The sequence below is a fragment of the Amycolatopsis sp. NBC_01480 genome, from assembly GCF_036227205.1.
Classification (GTDB): Bacteria; Actinomycetota; Actinomycetes; order Mycobacteriales; family Pseudonocardiaceae; genus Amycolatopsis.
The window spans coordinates 9,882,150-9,900,652 of record NZ_CP109442.1 but is presented as its reverse complement, the minus strand read 5'-3'; the positions used below and the strand labels follow the sequence as shown (position 1 = coordinate 9,900,652).

The following is an 18,503-nucleotide window of genomic DNA, read 5'->3' as shown; positions in this document are numbered from 1 at the left end:
ACGCATGGTTCAAGTCCTGCGCCCGGGGCGCCGCTCTGGGTAACGTAGGAGGCACCAGTTCGGGAAGGGAGGCGCGTGATGACCGTGCTGTTGCGTGAGGCGATCGGTGATCGGCTCCGTCATGCCCGCACCAACCAGCGTCGAACGCTGCGTGACATCTCTCGCGCCGCCAGGGTCAGCCTCGGCTACCTGTCCGAGGTCGAGCGTGGTCAGAAGGAGGCGTCCAGCGAGCTGCTGGCCTCCATCTGCGACGCCCTGGAGCTTCCACTCGGCGAGTTGCTGCACAAGGTCGCGGCCGATGTGTCCGCGCTCGACAAGGTCGAGGTCGCCCCGGTCGACGAGCGGGTGGTCGAGGGCGCCGTACCCCGCGAAACCGTGCCGGAGCGCGCCGCCGAGGCGTCCGCCGCGGCCGGCGGGTTCGAGGGCGGCAGCCTGGTGTCCGAGCTGATCGGCGACGATCTGTCCGACCTGCGGCTTTCGCCGTCGCCCCGGCTCAACACCACCCTGCGGACCACGATCGGCGCGCCGAAGCTCGCGTCGACCATTGCCGCATAACCACGTTTCGCACACGGACGGCTCCGGGTTGTCACCCGGGGCCGTCCGTTTGCGTCCGCTGCCGATCAGGGCTGACCCTGAATTCCCCCGGGGTCGCCTGGAACGGCGGGGGCCGACCTGACACGATGGAACCCAACGCCGGGGTCGGGACGTTGTGTGACTAGGGGAGTGACGCCCCACCTCGAGGTAACTCAGGCCCGTGGGACGCAAGAAGGCAGGCGGAGGAGATGGCCAACCCGTTCGTGAAGTTCTGGAAGTACATGATGGCGGCGTTTTCGTCGAAGATCGACGAGCACGCCGACCCGAAGGTACAGATCCAGCAGGCCATCGAGGAGGCACAGCGCAATCACCAGGCGCTGACGCAGCAGGCCGCCTCCGTGATCGGCAACCAGCGCCAGCTGGAGATGAAGCTCAACCGGCAGCTCGGCGACGTCGAGAAGCTGCAGGCGTCCACCCGTCAGGCACTGGTGCTGGCCGACGAGGCCCGCGGCAAGGGTGACGAGCAGAAGGCGACCGAGTTCGAGAACGCGGCGGAGAGCTTCGCCGCGCAGCTCGTCACCGCCGAGCAGAGCATCGAGGACCTGAAGACCCTGCACGACCAGTCGCTGCAGGCGGCCGCGCAGGCCAAGCAGGCCGTCGAGCGCAACGCGACGATGCTGCAGCAGAAGCTGGCCGAGCGCACCAAGCTGCTCTCGCAGCTGGAGCAGGCGAAGATGCAGGAGCAGGTCTCCGCTTCGCTGAACCAGATGAGCCAGCTGGCCGCGCCGGGCAACACCCCGTCGCTGGAGGAGGTCCGCGACAAGATCGAGAAGCGCTACTCCACCGCGCTCGGCTCGGCCGAGCTCGCGCAGAACTCGGTCCAGGGCCGGATGCTCGAGGTGCAGCAGTCCGCCACGCAGATGGCGGGCCACTCGCGGCTGGAGCAGATCCGCAACTCCCTGCGCGGCGACTCGGTCGCGCAGGTCACCGACGGCGGTGCTGCGGCCAAGGCCCCGGCGGCCAGTGGCGGCAACAGCGCCGACATCCAGCGGGAGATCCAGGCCCGCGTGCAGGCCGAGCAGGGCAAGAACCCGGCCTGACCCAACAGGCCGAACCACTCCGGGGGCGTGTGTCATGGGCAGTAGCGGCAGACGGCGGGACTTCAGCGAGTTCAACGCCAAGCTCGAGAAGCACATCGAGCGGCTGCCCGACTACGCCCAGCGGGCGCAGGAGAAAGCCCAGCGCGCCCAGGAGAAGCTGCAGCGGTACTTCCCGCCGGCCGAAGAGGCCGGCGGGAAGCCCGCCGCGCAGCCGAAACCCGGCAACTTCCAGCACCGGCCCTCGCCGCCGCGGCCGATCGTGCGGCGGCCGTCCACCGTGCCTGCCACGTTCGCCGCGGTCGCCGGGCAGGTGCCCGCGGTCGAACAGGCCCGGGCGAAGTGGGAACGCTGGAACCACCCCGCCGCGAAGCTGGAGCGGCGCAAGCGGCGCACTTCACGCGTGCTCACGCTGTGGATCCTGATCACCATCATGCTCGGCGTGCTGACCGTGCTCGCCGGGACCGGGCTGCTCGCCGCCGGTGCGCCGGACATCGGCCAGGCCGTGCTGGCCGGGTTCGGCACCCTCGCGTTCGGCACGTTCAGCGTGCGGACCGGCGTCAAGCTGCACAACCTCAAGAAGATCCAGCTGCCGTCCGCGCCGAGCGGGCCCCCGCCGCTGCCCGCGGCCGGTTCCGTGGCGCGCGAGCCGATGGAACGGCTGGCCGAGTCCGAGGCCTCGCTGGGCGAGCTGCTGAACCAGCTGGCCGTGCCGTCCTCGCTGGGCACGTTCGCCGTGCCGGAGGTGTCGGTGGCCGACGCCAGGGCGACGGCCGAGCAGGCCGCGCTGGCGCTGCGCGGGCTGGCCGGGCGGATCCAGGCCATCGAACGCGGGCGGAATTCGGCGCCGGAGCGGGAGCGCGGCGCGCTGGACGCCGCCGTGGCCAAGCTGCGCGAGCAGCTCGACGACGGCATCGAGGGATACGGCAGCCTGGTCGCCGCCGCGGGCCGCGCGGTCGCCGCCAGCAGCGACGGGCTGGGCACCTCGCGCGAGGCCCTGACCGACGCGACGGACCACCTCGCCGGGCTCGCGCTGGCCCTCAAAGACCTTTCCTGACCCGATCAGCGGTTTCCGGACCGGCGCGACTCGCTGGCACAGCCGCGGCGCACAGTCCGTCCGGATGGCCGAGTTTGAATCCCGGTCGGAGGGGTCGGCGCCGACTACGCGTGACGTTACCGGTTTCGATTGCGGTATCGAAACAATCGCGTAATCGGAAACGTCTGGCCACGGAAACGTTGGCTGTTTAACGTTTTTCCCATGCAGTCAGTGATGGCACCCGCCAGGAACGGTGTCGAGGCCTGAGGTTCCGCGGCACCGGACGTACACAGTGGACTTTTACACAGTGGACTTTCTCGAAGCCCGAGGAAAGGACGCCCCGTGACCACGCTCCCGCCGGAAACCGAACCAGTCCCCGTGCCCCCGCCCAGCGCGCACCAGCGCGTGGTGGCCGCCTTCGAGCGGATCGGCGTCCTCGACCGTCCCGACATCTGGATCACCCTCCGCACCCAGGAGGAGGTGCTGGTCGACGCGAAGGCCGTGGACGAGCGCGTCCGCGCGGGTGAGCACCTCCCGCTGGCCGGGACGGTGCTGGCCGTCAAGGACCTCGTCGACGTCGCCGGCACGCCCACCACCGCGGGCTGCCCCGGGTTCTCGCGCGCGCCCGTGACCAGCGCGACTGTCGTCTCACGGCTCACCGCGGCCGGCGCGGTGGTGCTGGGCAAGACGAACCTGGACCAGTTCGCGTCCGGGCTGGCCGGCACCCGCAGCCCGTACGGCGCGGTGGCCTCGGCGCTCGACCCGGAGAAGGTGGCGGGCGGGTCGAGCAGCGGCTCGGCCGTGGCCGTGGCGCTGGGCATCGCGGACCTGGCGCTGGGCACCGACACCGGCGGCTCGGGCCGGGTGCCCGCGGCGCTGAACGCGGTGGTCGGGCTCAAGCCCACGATCGGGCTCGTGCCGAAGACCGGGGTGTTCCCGGCCTCACCGTCGTTCGACTGCGTTTCGGTGTTCGCCCGCAGCCTCGCCCTCGGCCAGCGCGCGCTGGCCGTGATGACCGGGCCGGACGGACTGGACCCGGCCGTGCGCGAGTGGCCCGCCGACGTCCGGCTCAGCGCCGGGCAACGGCCCCGGGTCGCGATCCCGGACGAAGCCGGTCTCGCCGCCCTCGGCGACGCCGCCGGCCGGGCGTTCCACGTCGCTGTGACGGCGCTGGAGGCGTCCGGCGCGATCATCGAGGCCATCGACGTCAGCACCCTGCTGGATGCCGGGAAACCGCTCTACGGCAGCGCGTTGGTGGCCGAGCGCTACGCCTCGGCGGGCGAGTTCCTCGCCGGCGCACCGGAAGGCGCCGACGCCACCGTCTCCGGCATCGTCGCGGCCGCGGGCACGCATCTGGCCCACGAGCTCGCGGACGTCCAGGGCCGCGTGGCCGAGCTGCGCGCGGAGGCCCGGAAGATCCTGGCAGGCCACGACGCCTTGCTGCTGCCCACGGTCACCGACCATCCGGCCGTCGCCGAGGCGCTGGCCGATCCGGTCGGCGTCAGCAGCCGCCTCGGCACGTACAGCATGTTCGTCAACGTGCTCGACTTCGCGGCCGTCACGGTGCCGGTGGCGCCGGGCGACCAGCGGCCGTTCGGCGTGACGATCGCCACCCGGGCGTTCGAGGACCAGATCGGGATCGACCTGGCCGCGGTGCTCACCGGCGAGCAGGAGCGCGAGCCGTACCCGGCCGACGGGGTCGACGTCGTGGTGTTCGGCGCGCACCTGCGCGGCCAGCCGCTGCACGGAAGCCTTGACGGGGCCCGGTTCGTCGGGCCGGTCCGGACCGCCGAGCGGTACCGCATGGTGCTGCTGGAGACCGAGCCGCCGCAGCCCGGCGTGCTCCCGGGCGGGACGGGACTCGACGGCGAGCGCTGGCGGCTCTCGCCCGGCGCCTTCGGCCGGTTCGCCGGCGGGCTGCCGGAGCCGCTGGTGCTCGGGCGGGTCGAGCTGGAAGACGGCAGCACCCCGCTCGCGGTACTGGCCGACCCGGCCGTCGCCGAGGACGGGGACCGCCTCGACCGCTACGAGTCGTGGCGCGGCTACCTGCGCTTCGTCAGCACGGCCGGCCTGCGATCCCCCGGCTGACCCGGCGGACCAGCCCGGGCCCGTGCAGCGCGAACCCGGAGTAGAGCTGGACCAGCCCGGCCCCGGCGTCGAGCATCCGCGACGCGTCGTCGGGGCCGAGGATGCCGCCGACGCCGATGATCGGCAGCCGGCCGCCGGTTCGCTCGTGGACGAACCGGACGACCTCCAGCGACCGCGCGGTCAGCGGCCGCCCGGACAGGCCGCCGGTCTCCGCGGCGAGGTGCGCCTCGACCGGGGCGACCCCGTTGCGCGACAACGTGGTGTTGGTCGCGATCAGCCCGGAGACGCTGTGCTCCAGGCAGACCTCCAGCAGCTCGGCGAGGGCGTCGTCGGTGAGGTCCGGCGCGACCTTGACCAGCAGCGGGGTGTTGCCGCCCAGCTCGGCCGAGGTCCGGCGCAGCTCGGTCAGCAGCTCGGCCAGCGCGGTCTTGTCCTGCAGCTCGCGCAGGCCGGGGGTGTTCGGCGAGCTGACGTTGATGGCGAAGTAGTCCGCGTACGGATGCAGCGCGCGCAGCGAGAAGCGGTAGTCCTCCACGGCGTCGGCGAGCGGGGTCACCTTGGACTTGCCGATGCTGATCCCCAGCGGCACCCCCGGTTTGCCCTGGGCGGCCAGCCGGTCGGCGAGTGCTTGCGCGCCTTCGTTGTTGAAGCCCATCCGGTTGATCACGGCGTCGCTCACCGGCAGGCTGAACAGGCGCGGCTTCGGGTTTCCCGGCTGCGGGTGCCGCGTCACGGTGCCGACCTCGACGAAGCCGAAGCCCAGCGCGGGCCACGCCGCGAGCGCCCGGCCGTTCTTGTCCATCCCGGCGGCGAGGCCGACCCGGTTGGGGAAGCGCAGGCCGAGGAACGTCACGGGATCGTTGGTGCGGTAGACCGGGCTCAGCGGGCGAAGCGCGGGCGCGGTCCGGCTCAGCAGCGTGACGGTGCGCTCGTGCACCAGCTCGGGGTCGTGGAACGCCAGCCGGTACAGGGCGGGCCGGACGATCTTGTCGAAGAGCACGGCCCCATGCTGCCCCATCGGCCCGCGCCCGGCGTCCGGAGCCCGGTCAGCGTGTGGCCTTCCACTCGTCCTCGAGCATGGCGTAGACCAGTTCGTCGGTCCACTCGCCCTTGACGATCTCGTTCTCCCGCAGGTGGGCTTCCTTGCGCATCCCCAGACGCTCCATCAGCGCCATCGACGCGGTGTTGCGCCCGTCGCACCGGCCGATGATCCGGTGCAGCCCCAGCTCTTCGAAGCCCAGCCGCAGCAGCTCGGTGGCCGCCTCCAGCGCCAGGCCCTTGCCGTGGTGGTCGGGGTGGAAGACGAAGCCGATCTCGCCCTGGCGGTGCTCAGAGCTCAGGTACTCCAGGTTCAGGTCGCCGATCAGCTGGCCGGTGGCGGCGAGTTCGACCGCGACGGCAAGGATCTGGCCGTCCTGGCTGAGAGTCGAGCTGTGCACCCGTTTCGCGAGGGCGGCGGCCGACTCGGCGCGGCTGCGCGGGCCCCAGTAGAGATAGCGGGCCACGTCGGCGCGGGACTGGAACGAGTTCAGCGCGTCGAGGTCGTCCGGCGTGAACGGGCGCAGGATCACCCGGTTCGCGGTGATCGGGTAGTCGGGCCTGAGCATGCCGTTCAGGCTAGCCACTTTCGGCCGTTCGGTGTATCCGTTCGCCGACGGCGATCGCCGAATCCGGGCAAACGAGCGCCGGACGGTCGGCGACGACTGCCCGGCTGTGTGGTTCTCGGTGTTCTGGGTGGTGAAGGGGTGCTCCCGGGGCGGCTCCCGGACGCCGTCAAACGTCCGAGCCCGAGCCGGACCGGTGCTCAAGAGCCCCGGGAGCCCGGTGGCTGCCTGGTATTCGCTATCAGGCACACACGCGAAGCAGGCGATGAGCCGAAGGTGGCTCGTGTTGTATCGCTGCTCAAAGTCCCTACGCGTGCTATCCGCTAGCGGACAGTCACCTCACGAGTCCTGTGTGAATACAACTTAGGACCACCTCCTCTCTCGTGTAAGACCACGCTAACCGCGAACCTCGGTGCGCGGCAACATCAATTACGCGAACACTTCGGGGCGGTCCTCCGGATGCGGCCCAGGCTGGCAGCGGGGGCAGAACCAGGTCGGCCGCCGCCGGACGCCGTCACCCTGCCCGGCCACCAGCACGCGCCCACCGCAACGGAAGCAGCCTTGCCGGGTCCGCTCGTACACCCAGGTGCGCCGGCCGCGGGTGAGGTCGCCGGTGGTCACCTGCTCGTGCCGCCAGGCGTTGGCGAGCAGCAGCTTGCGGGCGAGCGCCACGGCTTTCGCTGCGTCCACTTCGGACACCGGCGTCCACGGGGAGACGCGGAGCAGGAAGCAGATCTCCACCTTGTACAGGTTCCCGACGCCGGCCATGACCCGCTGGTCCAGCAGGGCCTCGCCGAGTTCGCGGCCCGGCTCGGCGGCCAGCGCGGCCGTGGCGCGGGCCGTGTGCTCGTCCGTCCATTGTGGATCAAGCAGGTCGGGGCCGAGGTGGGCGACGAGGCCGGGCGCCTCCGCGGACGGCAGGAGTTCCAGGTCGTGCAAGCGGAAACCGACGGCCTGCACGTCGGCGGTCGCCAGGATCACCCGCGCGTGATGGGCTGGGCTCCGCCACTTCGCGCCGGCGCGGTAGATCTCCCAGCTGCCGTCCATGCGCAGGTGGCTGTGCAGGGTCAGATCGCCGGAGAAGCGCGTGAACAGGTGCTTGCCGACGGTGCCGACGCCCAGCACGTCACGGCCGGAAAGGTCCACAGTGGCCAGTGCGGGATGGCGGAATTCGCCGCGCAGCAGCATTTTCCCGGCCAGCGCCTTGTCGAGCAGCTTCCCGGCGAGGAAAACGGTGTCGCCCTCGGGCACGGCTCAGCCCGCGTTGCCGGAGACTTCCGCCGGCGTGTCGGTGGCGTCCGGCGCGTCCTCTTCGCCGCGCACGCGGTGCCGCCCGGCGCGGCTGGAGCGCAGGATCTTGGCCAGCACCATGTTGAACGTCAGCGCGATCTCCTGCGCGCCGGGCGAGTGCCACTCGTGGATCGGGCTGCACGCGCCCTGCGCCTGCTGCACCGCCAGCCGGTCCGGGATCGCCGTGGGCATCACCAGCGAGCCGAAGTTCTCCCGCAGCTCCGCGACCCGGAACTGGTGCTCGTACGAGCGCACGCGCAGCTTGTTCACCAGCACCCCGATCGGGCGCAGGTCCGGGTTGTGCTCCTCGCGGATCCGCTCGATCGCCTCCAGTGCGCGCTGGGCGCCCGCCACCGCGTACATCGTGGGCTCGGTGACGATCAGCGCGCTGTCGGCCGCGACCAGCGCCGACTTGGTCAGCCGGCCCAGCGACGGCGGGCAGTCGATGATCACCAGCTCGTACGGGTCCTCACGCAGCGGCCGCTGGTGCAGCTCGTCGAGCGCGCGGGACAGGTTCTCCAGCCGCCGCCCCTCGGGGCCGGGCTCGTTGAGCAGCTCCAGCTCCTCGGCGCCGACCAGGACGTCGACCTCCTCGGACCACACGCTCGGCGCGATGGCGCGCTCCAGCACGGCGCGGGCCGGGGTCTCCAGGACGTCGGCGAGCGTCGCGTCGGTGTAGGGCGGGTCGAGCGAGGTGGTGGCGTTGCCCTGCGGGTCGAGGTCGGCGACGAGGGTCCGCGTCCCCCTACGCAGAGCGGCCGACGCGATACCGAGCGCGACCGTCGTTTTGCCGACGCCACCCTTGAGGCTGAGTACGGCGACCGTGTGCACTCGACACAGCCTACGGCCCGTTCGGGGGATCGGTCCCGAGGAAGGTGTCGAACGCCGCTACCGGGCGGTATGGGTCACGGCGAGTGACCGGCGGGCGGGCACTACCCTGTCCGACTATGAAGACCGACACCGTGGCGGCCCGGGGTTCCGGCGCCGTTCGCCGGGCGCTCGAGGCGGAGCTGCGCGCGGCCCGCGCCCGGGGCGTGGAGCAGCCGGCCGTCGTCGATGTCGGCGGCGGCAGCGGCGGCTGGGCGGTGCCCTTCGCCTCGGCCGGCTGCCTCGTGACGGTGGTCGAGCCCAACCCGAACGCGCTGGCGACGCTGCGGCGGCGCGCGGAGGAGGAGGGCGTCTCGCACCGGATCACGGTGATCGCGGACGACTCCGACGCGCTCGCGGCCCACGTGCCGGCCGGCTCGGCCGACCTGGTGCTGGCCCACGGGCTGCTCGAAGTGGTCGACGACCCGGCCGTGGTGCTCGCCGCGCTCGCGGCCGCCGTCGCGCCGGGCGGGGCGGTGTCGGTGCTCGTGGCCAACCGCAACGCGGCCGTGCTGCACCGCGCGCTGGCCGGCCGGATCGCCGAGGCCCAGCGGCTGCTCGACGGCGACGACGGCATCGTCCCGGGCGAGCGCGACACCGTGCTGCGCCGGTTCGACAGCGCCGGGCTGACCGGTCTGCTGGCCGCCGCCGGGCTCGAGCTGACCCTGCTGCAGGGCGACCGGGTGATCGCCGACGTGGTGGCCGGCGAGGTGCGCGAGGACGAGCTGGCGGAGTTCGAGCTGGCCGCGGCGGCGGTGCCCGCGCTGCGCGACATCGCGGGCCGGCTGCACGCGATGGCCCGGCGCGCCTGAAACTGTCGGTGCCCCCGGGTAGCGTCCGCAGGCGTGGGGAGAAACACCGAACTGCCCAGCGGGATGGCCCGCTACCGCGTCACCACCGGTGCCGCGGCCCTGCCGGACGACACCGGCTGCCCGATCCTGCATGTCGACATGGACGCGTTTTTCGTCTCCTGTGAGCTGCGCACCCGGCCGGAGCTGGTGGACCGGCCGGTGGTCGTGTCCGGCGGAGGTCCGCGGTCGGTGGTGGCCGCGGCGAACTACCCGGCGCGCGAGTTCGGGGTGCGGTCCGCGATGCCGTTTTCCACGGCGAAGCGGCTGTGCCCGCAACTGGTCTGCATCCAGCCGACTTCGGGGCTGTACGGCGAGGTTTCGCGCGGGGTGATGGACATCTTCCGCGACCTGACGCCGTTGGTGGAGCCGCTGAGCCTGGACGAGGCGTTCCTGGACGTCGGCGGCGCGCTGCGGCGGCTGGGCGCCACTCCGGCCCAGCTGGGCGCGCGGATCCGGGAGCGGGTGGTGGCCGAGCACGGGATCACGTGTTCGGTGGGCGTGGCGAAGGTCAAGTACGTCGCCAAACTCGCGTCGGGCATGGCGAAGCCGGACGGGATGGTGGTGGTGCCGGCGGCCGAGACGCTGGCGTTCCTGCACCCGCTGCCGGTGTCGGCGCTGTGGGGAGTCGGGCAGCGGACCGAGGAGCACCTGCGTCAGCAGGGCCTGCACACGATCGCGGACGTCGCGGCGGCCCCGCCGGCCCGGCTGCGGCGCTCACTGGGCCGCGCGGTCGGCGACCACCTGTGGGCGTTGGCGAACGGCCACGACGACCGCGCGGTGGTGCCGGAGTCGGCGGAGAAGTCGATCGGCGCGGAGCGGACCTTCGAGGTCGACCTGCACAGCCGCGCCGAGCTGGGCCTGGAGCTGCTCCGCCTCGCCGAGCGCGTCGGCGCCACCCTGCGGGCCCGCGGCCTGCGCGGCCGCACGGTCTCGATCAAGGTGCGCTTCGCCGACTTCCGCACCATCACCAGGGCCCGCACCTTGTTCACCGCCACCGACGTGGCCCGCGACATCCACCGCACCGCCGTCGACCTCCTCACCGAACACGCCCCGACCGGCGCCATCCGCCTGATCGGCGTCCGCGTAGAAGCCCTGGACACCGGCGAAGACGGCGAACAACTCCTCCTCGCCTCCGCCGAACCCCGCTGGCGCGACGCAGAACTAGCCGCCGACGTCGCCCGCTCCAAATTCGGCGCGGCAGCGGTGCGGCCGGCGTCGCTGTTGTCGCCACGGGAGCAGTGACGCCGCGCCGCCGCAGGTAGCGGATGTCGCTTGCGCTGCACTGAGCGCAGGGAAAGCGTCATCCGCTACGCCGGGCTGCGAGTGGATCCCGCGGGGGCCCGGCCGCCCCGTGCGGGTGATGGGCGGCGACCTCGGCGGCCGGGGCCGTCCCTCGATCGCGGGGAGTGGTCGCGGCGCCGGGAGGGCTGTGCGGCGGCGGTCGGCGCAGGGTGTCCGGGGTGTTCTCGACCTGGTGAAGGGCGTGAGTTCGGTCGCGGTGACCGTCTGTCAACCCACGTCAGTCGAGATTTCCCCCAATTCGATCCCTTCTGGATACGGGATCGGGTAGTCGGACGCGCGCGGGGCTCGTATCCTGGACAGTGCCACCCCGCCTGGGGTTGGCTGTTGGGTCCAGGACGTTGCGCGGCCCGGCGCCCGCGACAGCTGTGCCGGAGGAGGAAAGATGCCACTCTCCGAGCATGAGCAGCGGCTGCTCGATCAGATCGAGCGCGAGCTCTATGCCGAGGACCCCAAGTTCGCATCGACGGTGCGTGGCACCCGGATGCGCCGCCCCGCTCGTCGACGGCGCATCCAGGGGATCGTCCTGTTCGTGCTGGGCGTCGCGCTGCTGGTGCTGGGGGTGGTGGTGCCCGTGCTGCGGGTCGCCGACATCCCGTTGATCAGCGTGCTGGGGTTCCTCGTGATGTTCTTCGGGGTGATGATGGCCGTCACGTCCATACGCCAGGGTGACACCGGCAAGGACAACGGCCCCCACAACAGCGGGGGAGGCGGCGGCAAGCAGTCGAGCCGTCGCAGCTCGTTCACCCAGCGCATGGAGGAACGCTTCCGCCAGCGCTTCGAAGAGCAATAACCCACCGCCACCTTCGAGATCCGCGCTTCGCCCTCCCCGGGGCGGAGCGCGGATTTCTCGTGTGCGCGCAAGACTGACGGCTGCCGACCGCGCCGACGATCAGCGCCGCACGGTTCGGGCCGCCGTCCCGCGCGCACGGCACCCCAGCCAGGAGCGGGACGCACACTCGCCCGCCGGACAGCGGCAGACCCGAACCACCCGCCCTCAGCGGCGGATCGCCACCGCGGCAGCCGGGCCGGAATCCCGCCCCGGCAGCAAACGCCCCTCGACAACCGCGGGCGCCGTGGAGCCGGAAGCCTGGCCCGGTGGCAAGCCTTGGCTCGGCCGGGGCCGGGCGGGATCCCTCCCCGGCCACGAACGCCGCTTGATAACGGCGGGACCGGAGCCCCGGCCCGGTGGCGGGCCGAGCCTTGGCGGGAGCGGACCGGAATTCCTGGCTCCGCGTCAAGCCGCACCTTGGCCGGAGCGGGACCGCACCCCTAGCTCTGCGGCAAGGCGCGCCTCAGTAGCAGCGGGACCAGAACCCGGCCCCGCACCAAACCACGCCGTTGCCGGTGCGGGACCGCAACCCGGCACCAAACCGCCCCGCGGCGGCACCGTTAACCGGGCTTCAGGAACAGCGCCGCCGACCCAGCCTCAGGAGCGGCGGCGCAGCACCGACTTCGGGAACAGCCGTCCGCGCCAAGGCAAGGGGGCGGTGCGGCCGAGGCCGCGGCGCAGCTCGTCGAAGGCGGGGCCCAGGTGGGGGTCTGGGGTGGGCACGTCGCTGTACCAGGTCTTCTCGACGGCGCCGATCACCGCGCGCAGGCTCTCGCGGGCCGGGTCGTCCAGGTGGTGGTTCGCGGCGATCTTCTGGCCGGCCACGCGGACGGTGTCGCTGTCCGGGATGGGCAGGCCGCGGTCGGCGCACTCGGCCTTGAGCTCACGCCACGCCGCGTCGGCTGCGTCGGGGGAGTGGGCTGCGATGGCTTGGAGACGGCGGCGGCGGAAGAAATCCCGGACGGCGGCCGGACCGCCGATGCCCGCCAGCAGCAGCACCACGATCAGCGCGAACCACCACGTCACCAGCGCCGCCAGGAAACCCGCCGCCGCCACGAACAGCACGCCCGCGGCCAGTGGCAGCCACAGCGCGGCCAGGTGGACGCGGTCGTCGGCCGGGGCCGCGGTGGGGGTGCGGACCAGGAGGTTGCCGTCGGGGGTGCCGTCCGGTGGCGGAACGCCGGAAGCGGGCGACTGGCCACCGGGGCCCTTTCGCCGTCGCGACGAGCGCAGCAGGTACGCCGCGAGCACTGCCAAGCCGCCGAGCACCGCCAGCACGACGGCGAGCGCGATCAGCCAGCCGTTGCTCGAACCCTGGTCTGGCGCCGGGCCGGGGGCGGCCTGGTTCTGGCCCTTGTCCAGCGGGTTGTTCGCGGTCGGCGCGCTGGACTTGGGCGCGGTCGGCAGGTTGTCGGTGGCGTTCGGCTGCTGGGAGCTGGCATCGTTCTGCTGCAGGTACGGCGGGACGATGCCGCGGCCGTCGGCGAGCGGCGTCGGGTCGAAGCTGACCCAGCCCTTGTCGCCGAAATACGCCTCGACCCACGCGTGCGCGTCCTGCGAGCTGATCGACTGGTAATCGCCCTTCTGCACGCCCGGCGTGAAGCCGATCGCGACGCGCGCGGGGATGTGCGCCACCCGAAGCATCACGGCCATCGCGGACGCGTACTGCTCGCAGTAGCCGCGCTTGCCGTTGAGGATGAAGTCGGCGAGTGCGTCCGCGTCGGTGGCGTCAGCGGTCTTCGTGTCGTAGACGAAACCGTTCTGCGCGCTGAAGAACTGCCACAGCGCGTTGGCCTTGTCGAAGTTGTTGGTCTGGCCCGCCACGATCTGATCGGTCTTCGCGACCACCCGCGGGTCGACGCGGTCGATCGTCGTGTACGCCGCCGGCACCTCGTCGGACTTCGGGTCGGTGACGCGCAGTTCGGCGGCGGTCGGCTCCTTCAGCGAAGCGGTTTCGGTGTACGGCGGCGCCGGCTCGCTCTTCGTGGTGAAGACGGCGCCGCTGACCCGGTCGTACAGCCACTGCGGCGAGACACCGCGCAGCGCGCGCGGGGCGCCGTAGATCGGCAGCCAGTTGTCGACCCAGCGGGTGGGCTCGATCTGGATCTGACGGGACACGCCGGTGCCGTCGTCGCCCGGCGCGGCGGGCAGGGTGGCGCCGGCCAGGACGCCGGTCTGCGCCTGGCCGCCGCCGCGCAGGCCCCAGCCCTTGTTCGGCGTGTAGGTGTCGAGCGTGAACGCGCGCAGCAGCCGCCGGTCCGAGCCGAGGCCGCGGACCTGGAACAGCTCGGTGTTCGCGCCCTGGTCGAGCAGGCCGCGCAGCTGCGTGAACGGGGCGACGCCGAAGCCGCCCGCGCCGTCGCCGCCGGTGCCGTCGCTGGCGCCGAACGGGATCTTGCCGACCGTGCCGACCACGGTGATCCCGCCGCCGAGCAAGCCGAGCACGATCGCCGCGCCGACCACGGCCACGGGGGCCTGCAGCGCGCGGGCGGGACCGCCGGAGCCGGGCGCGTCACGGTTGCGCCAGCGCCGGTGCCGGTGGCTGCCGTCGATGGCGAGCAGGCAGGGGAACGCGGCCGCGCCGAGCAGGAATGTCCACCAGGGCAGCAAACTGTCGGACAGCGCCGCGGGCACCGCGTAGACGCACAGCAGCACCAGCCCGGTGGCGGCCGGCGCGGCGGCGGCCACCGCGAGCGTGTCGACGAGCACCGCGACCAGCCCGATCGCGATCGTCACCAGGCACAGGATCGGCTGCGTGCCGTCCACCGGCGGCAGCCCGGTGCGGATCTGCTCCGCGGACGCCGCGAGCGTCTCCTGCAGCTCCCCGAACGCCGTCGGGCCGGGGAAGATCTTCAGGAAGCCCTGGGTGGTGAACGCGCCGGTGATCAGGAACAGCAGCACCAGCAGCTGCCCGAGCCCGACGGCGATGGTCGGCGCCCGCAGCGAGCGCAGCGCCAGCCCGGTCGAAGCGACCAGGATGACGGCGACCAGCAGGTACCCGAACCAGGCCCAGCCGTTTACGACGCCGGTCAGGGAGGTGGCCGCGCAGAGCGTCGCGCCGCCCGCCGCGGCCGGCGGCAGCACGCTGCTCGACCACGCCGGGGCCGGGGCCGGGGGCTGCGGCGTGGGGGTGTGCGGAATCGGCGGCCGCGGCGGCGCGGTGGCGGTCATCGGGCACCGCCGATCAGCACGCGGCTGGAACTGCCCACGCCGCTAGCCGTGCGCCCCAATGTGGCGTTGGTTGCGCTCAACGCACCCAATGCCACATTGGTTGCTCCAACCGCTGCCCCACCGCCACCCTCAGCGGAGGCGCTCTGCGCCCAACCCCCATTCCACGCACCGAACGCCACATTGGGGCGCTCGGCCGGGCTCAGCAAAGCAAGCGGTGCGGCGAGGTTCATCGGGCACCGCCGATCAGGGCGCCGCGGTTGGAGCCCGTGCGGCAGAGCTCGGACCAGACCTGGGGCATGGAGGACTGCGGCGCGGCGATGACCACGCCCCAGCCGGCCGCGCGGAGCAGCTCGGCCGAGTCCTCGGTGGCTGCCGCGCGTTGTTCGGGGGCGCCGGACCAGCTCGGGGTGTCCAGCAGGACCGCGAGGCTGCGGACGCCGCGGCGGCGGTAGCGGGACAGCTCGTGCACGGATTCCGCGCTGACGGTGCCCAGCACCGCGATCAGCTCCTGGCTCTCCGCCGGGTCATGGCCGAGGGTGATGTCGCGCTGGTGCGCTGGCTGCAGGGCGGCCAGCGCGTCGAGCACGACGTTGTCGTAGCCTTCGCCGCCGTCGCCGGGGGCGTCGGCCAGGGTCAGGCCGTGCTCGTTGACCAGCCGGACGCGGTGGCCCGAGCGGCGCAGGTGCAGCGAAACCGAAGCGGCGAACGAGACGGCCCACTCCAGGCTCGCCGCCGGGCCGGTGCCGTGGTGGGCGGCCGCGCGGTGGTCGAGCAGCACGGTGGTGCCGCCGCGCCACGGGCGCTCCTCGACCCGGACCATGATCTCGTCACGGCGCGCGGTGGAGCGCCAGTGCACCTTCCGCATGTCGTCGCCGGTGCGGTAGTGCCGCACGATCACGTCCGGCTCGCCCTGGCCGGCGTGCAGGCGGACGGTGCCGTCGTCGCCCGCGCCGGCGCCGGACCCGCCGGGCAGCCCCCACAGGGGCACCACTCGCGGGACGACGACCAGCCGCGAGTGGCCGATCAGCTCACGCTCGAACTCGCACAGCCCGAACGGGTCCGTGATGGTTGCGCGCAGCGGCCCCACCTGCTGGATCCCGCGCATCATCGGCTGCAGCGGGTAACGCAGCAGCACCCGGCGGTCGTGCGGCAGCCGCTCGACGACGAACCGCGGCCGCGAGCCCAGCGCGTACGGCACGCCGTCCTCGAGCAGCACCTCGCCGCCTGGCAGCCGTCCGCTGCGCCACAGCTCGAGGTGCACCTCGCTGTGCGCGCCGACGGCGACGCGCTCGGGCCTCAGCGCCCGCGCCGCGCCGAGGCGCAGCCGGGTGGCCGAGATGAACGCGGCGACCAGCAGCGGCAGCGCCACCACGAAGATGGCGACGCGCAGCAGGTCACGCTCGTTGAGCACCAGCGAGCACACCGCCGCGGCGATGCCCGCGGCCAGGAGACAACGGCCGCGGGTGGTGAGGCCGGACAGTGCACGCAGCATGCGGTTCTTTCTGCTTCTGGGGTTCGGGCTACTGCCGGGTCCCGGCCGAGCCCTGCGGGACGGGGACGCGGTGGAGCACGGCGCGCACCACGTCGGTGGCCGACCGGCGGGCCGCGTGCGCCTCGGTGGTGAGCACCAGCCGGTGCGCCAGCACGGGCACGGCGACCGTGTGCAGGTCGTCCGGGACCACGTACTCCCGCCCGGACAGCGCGGCCTGCGCCCGCGCGGCCCGCACCAGGTGCAGCGTCGCGCGGGGAGAGGCGCCGAGCCGGATTTCCGGCACCTGGCGGGTCGCGGCGGCCAGGTCCACCGCGTACCGGCGGACCTCCGGGGCCATGTGGATCGCGCGGACCGTCTCGATCAGCCGCTTGACCGTCTCGCCGTCGGACACCGGGCCCAGGTCCGCCATCGGGTTGTGCCCGGAGTGCTCGTCGACCATGGCCAGCTCGGCCTGCTGGTCGGGGTAGCCGATGGACACCCGCGCGGTGAACCGGTCGCGCTGGGCTTCGGGCAGCGCGTACGTGCCCTCCATCTCGATCGGGTTCTGCGTGGCGATCACCATGAACGGCTCGCCGAGCGTGTACGTGCTCGTGTCGACTGTGACCTGGTGCTCTTCCATGCATTCGAGCAGCGCCGACTGCGTCTTCGGCGAGGCCCGGTTGATCTCGTCGCCGACCACGATGTTCGCGAACACCGGGCCGGGGCGGAACTCGAACTCGCCGGTCTGCCGGTTGTAGATGGAGACGCCGGTGACGTCGCTGGGCAGCAGGTCCGGAGTGAACTGGACGCGGCTCACGGTGCAGTCGATCGACCGCGCGAGCGCCTTGGCCAGCGAGGTCTTGCCGACACCCGGCACGTCTTCGACGAGCAGGTGGCCCTCGGCCAGCAGCGTCACCAAGGCGATCCGGATGACGTCGGGCTTGCCGACCAGCACCCGCTCGACGTTCGCCGCGATCCGGCGGGCCGTGTCGTGCAGCTCGTCGAGGGAGGCTCTCGGTGCGTAGCCGTTCTGTCGCCCGATCGGGGCGTCCCCCGCCGGATAGGCGGGTTGCCCGGTGCCCTCGCCCGGTGTTCCGGCGGGGGAAGCGGACTGGATTCTCGACGTCACTCGTCCTCCTGGTGGCGCATGGCTGTGCGGGTTTCACCGGCTCCGCCGGGTCGCTCGCTGTCCACGCAGCGATCAGCCTTCTCCTCAGTGTGTCAAACCTGGGCGAACTCGGCGGCGCAACCCCGCGAACACCTCTTGATGACGCTCCGCCACGGCCTTGGTTGCGCCGTTCGGGTGAGCGGTCCCGCGTTTTCGGGTGCTCCCGCTGACGCACCGCTCTGACGTATGCTCCGAAACCGAGGTCGCTCGACTACGGAGAGGCGTAACCGCACATGAGCGAGGTGGGGGCCGCACCGCTGCCCGACGTGCCGGGCCTGACCGGCTCCGGCCGCGGCGGCTTCGCCGTGGCGCCGGAACTGGCCACCGACACGTACGCGAAGCTCGGCGCGCTGCAGGACGTGGTCGGCGAGATGGTGCGCGAGGCCAAGGTGCTCGGCCGCTCGGTGCCGCTCGGCAGCGGCTACGCGAGCGAGGTCGGCGACTTCATGGCCAAGTACGGCATGAGCGGCGGCGAGGGCTCGGCCGTCGAGCAGCTCACGTCGTTCGGCAAGGAGCTCGAGGGCCTCAAGCGGCGGATCGCCGGCGCGCTGGCCAAGTACCAGGACGAGGACCAGAACGCGGCCGGCGGGGTGGACTGCTCCGGTGGCTGAGCGCAAGACGTTCCTCCTGCTGGTCCCCGCGCTGCTCGTGCTCGCCGCCTGCGGCGCCCGGATGCCCGCGAGCCAGAACGCGATGGCCGCCCACGCGTCGCCCTCGCCCGAAGGCGCGGCGCCCCGGACAGCTCCCCAGAGCGGCACGACCGCCGCCCCGGCGTCGCTGGCCCAGCTCGACCCGTGCGCGCTGCTTTCGCCGTCGGACCGTTCGACGGCCGGGCTGACGCAGCTGGGCAAGCCGAAGACGATCGGTGAAGCGCGGGCCTGCGACTGGACCGTGCCGGCCACCTTCGGCGTCACCGTCACGCTCGACGAGAACGCCGGGCTGGCCAACCTCGACGTCTCGAAGGGCACCCGCACCAAGAAGAAGGTGGGCACGCACCAGGCGGTGCAGCTGGTGGACCGCAGGGCCGCCGACGGCACGTGCGCGGTGCTGCTCGGCGTCGGCGGCTCCGCGAGCGTGCAGGTGGACGTCAGCAACTCGACCTTCTCCGACAGCACCCTCGCCTGCAGCCGGGCCACCACCGTGGCCGGGCTGGTGGAGCCCAAGCTGCCCTGACCCCGCTGATTCCCGCGATCCC

General features: G+C 72.6%; 16 protein-coding genes. 9 read left to right on the top strand and 7 right to left on the bottom strand.

Translation table 11 applies throughout. The features are described 5' to 3' along the window. Nucleotides 1–78: 78 nt before the first annotated feature. From OG371_RS46170 to atzF, 4 genes are all read left to right on the top strand, one after another. Nucleotides 79–555: a helix-turn-helix domain-containing protein gene (locus tag OG371_RS46170; protein ID WP_329063895.1), complete on the top strand. Its 477-nt coding sequence runs from the start codon at nucleotides 79–81 to the stop codon at nucleotides 553–555. Between the two features lie 227 nt (nucleotides 556–782). Beyond that, entirely contained in the window at nucleotides 783–1,634 is an 852-nt protein-coding gene (locus OG371_RS46165; protein ID WP_329063893.1) for a PspA/IM30 family protein, read from the top strand. 34 nt (nucleotides 1,635–1,668) lie between these two features. Next, nucleotides 1,669–2,688: a phage shock envelope stress response protein PspM gene (gene pspM, locus OG371_RS46160; protein WP_329063891.1), complete on the top strand. Its 1,020-nt coding sequence runs from the start codon at nucleotides 1,669–1,671 to the stop codon at nucleotides 2,686–2,688. 321 nt (nucleotides 2,689–3,009) lie between these two features. Next, nucleotides 3,010–4,755, top strand: coding sequence for an allophanate hydrolase (atzF, locus tag OG371_RS46155; protein ID WP_329063889.1), 1,746 nt, complete (start codon nucleotides 3,010–3,012; stop codon nucleotides 4,753–4,755). Here the strand turns inward: atzF and OG371_RS46150 are convergent. The 4 genes from OG371_RS46150 to OG371_RS46135 form a co-directional block, all read right to left on the bottom strand. Beyond that, nucleotides 4,724–5,755, bottom strand: coding sequence for a quinone-dependent dihydroorotate dehydrogenase (locus OG371_RS46150; RefSeq protein WP_329063887.1), 1,032 nt, complete (start codon nucleotides 5,753–5,755; stop codon nucleotides 4,724–4,726). The two genes, atzF and OG371_RS46150, sit on opposite strands and share 32 nt — an antisense overlap. A gap of 46 nt (nucleotides 5,756–5,801) precedes the next feature. Further along, complete coding sequence (locus tag OG371_RS46145) at nucleotides 5,802–6,362, bottom strand: GNAT family N-acetyltransferase (protein WP_329063885.1); 561 nt, start codon at nucleotides 6,360–6,362, stop codon at nucleotides 5,802–5,804. A gap of 426 nt (nucleotides 6,363–6,788) precedes the next feature. After that, nucleotides 6,789–7,610, bottom strand: coding sequence for a DNA-formamidopyrimidine glycosylase family protein (locus OG371_RS46140; RefSeq protein WP_329063883.1), 822 nt, complete (start codon nucleotides 7,608–7,610; stop codon nucleotides 6,789–6,791). Nucleotides 7,611–7,613: 3 nt separating this feature from the next. Then, nucleotides 7,614–8,480, bottom strand: a complete 867-nt coding sequence (locus OG371_RS46135; RefSeq protein ID WP_329063881.1) for a ParA family protein — start codon at nucleotides 8,478–8,480, stop codon at nucleotides 7,614–7,616. A 116-nt stretch (nucleotides 8,481–8,596) separates the two neighbouring features. Here OG371_RS46135 and OG371_RS46130 point away from each other — a divergent pair, with 116 nt between their 5' ends. From OG371_RS46130 to OG371_RS46120, 3 genes are all read left to right on the top strand, one after another. Further along, on the top strand, nucleotides 8,597–9,328 hold the full coding sequence (locus OG371_RS46130) for a methyltransferase domain-containing protein (RefSeq protein ID WP_329063879.1): 732 nt from the start codon (nucleotides 8,597–8,599) through the stop codon (nucleotides 9,326–9,328). 63 nt (nucleotides 9,329–9,391) lie between these two features. After that, complete coding sequence (locus OG371_RS46125) at nucleotides 9,392–10,609, top strand: DNA polymerase IV (protein ID WP_329073450.1); 1,218 nt, start codon at nucleotides 9,392–9,394, stop codon at nucleotides 10,607–10,609. 442 nt (nucleotides 10,610–11,051) lie between these two features. After that, nucleotides 11,052–11,459 (top strand): DUF3040 domain-containing protein, encoded by a 408-nt coding sequence (locus OG371_RS46120; protein WP_329063877.1) that lies wholly within the window; start codon nucleotides 11,052–11,054, stop codon nucleotides 11,457–11,459. 636 nt (nucleotides 11,460–12,095) lie between these two features. Here OG371_RS46120 and OG371_RS46115 read toward each other — a convergent pair. The 3 genes from OG371_RS46115 to OG371_RS46105 form a co-directional block, all read right to left on the bottom strand. Further along, nucleotides 12,096–14,669, bottom strand: coding sequence for a transglutaminaseTgpA domain-containing protein (locus tag OG371_RS46115; RefSeq protein WP_329063875.1), 2,574 nt, complete (start codon nucleotides 14,667–14,669; stop codon nucleotides 12,096–12,098). A 226-nt stretch (nucleotides 14,670–14,895) separates the two neighbouring features. Then, the gene (locus tag OG371_RS46110; protein WP_329063873.1) at nucleotides 14,896–16,161 is read right to left on the bottom strand and encodes a DUF58 domain-containing protein; all 1,266 of its coding nucleotides are present in this window, start codon (nucleotides 16,159–16,161) and stop codon (nucleotides 14,896–14,898) included. A 28-nt stretch (nucleotides 16,162–16,189) separates the two neighbouring features. Beyond that, on the bottom strand, nucleotides 16,190–17,269 hold the full coding sequence (locus OG371_RS46105) for an AAA family ATPase (RefSeq protein WP_329063871.1): 1,080 nt from the start codon (nucleotides 17,267–17,269) through the stop codon (nucleotides 16,190–16,192). A 272-nt stretch (nucleotides 17,270–17,541) separates the two neighbouring features. Here OG371_RS46105 and OG371_RS46100 point away from each other — a divergent pair, with 272 nt between their 5' ends. Next, entirely contained in the window at nucleotides 17,542–17,919 is a 378-nt protein-coding gene (locus OG371_RS46100) for a hypothetical protein (RefSeq protein WP_329063869.1), read from the top strand. Then, the gene (locus OG371_RS46095; RefSeq protein WP_329063867.1) at nucleotides 17,912–18,481 is read left to right on the top strand and encodes a DUF3558 family protein; all 570 of its coding nucleotides are present in this window, start codon (nucleotides 17,912–17,914) and stop codon (nucleotides 18,479–18,481) included. Before OG371_RS46100 ends, OG371_RS46095 begins: the two co-directional genes overlap by 8 nt. Nucleotides 18,482–18,503: the final 22 nt, after the last annotated feature.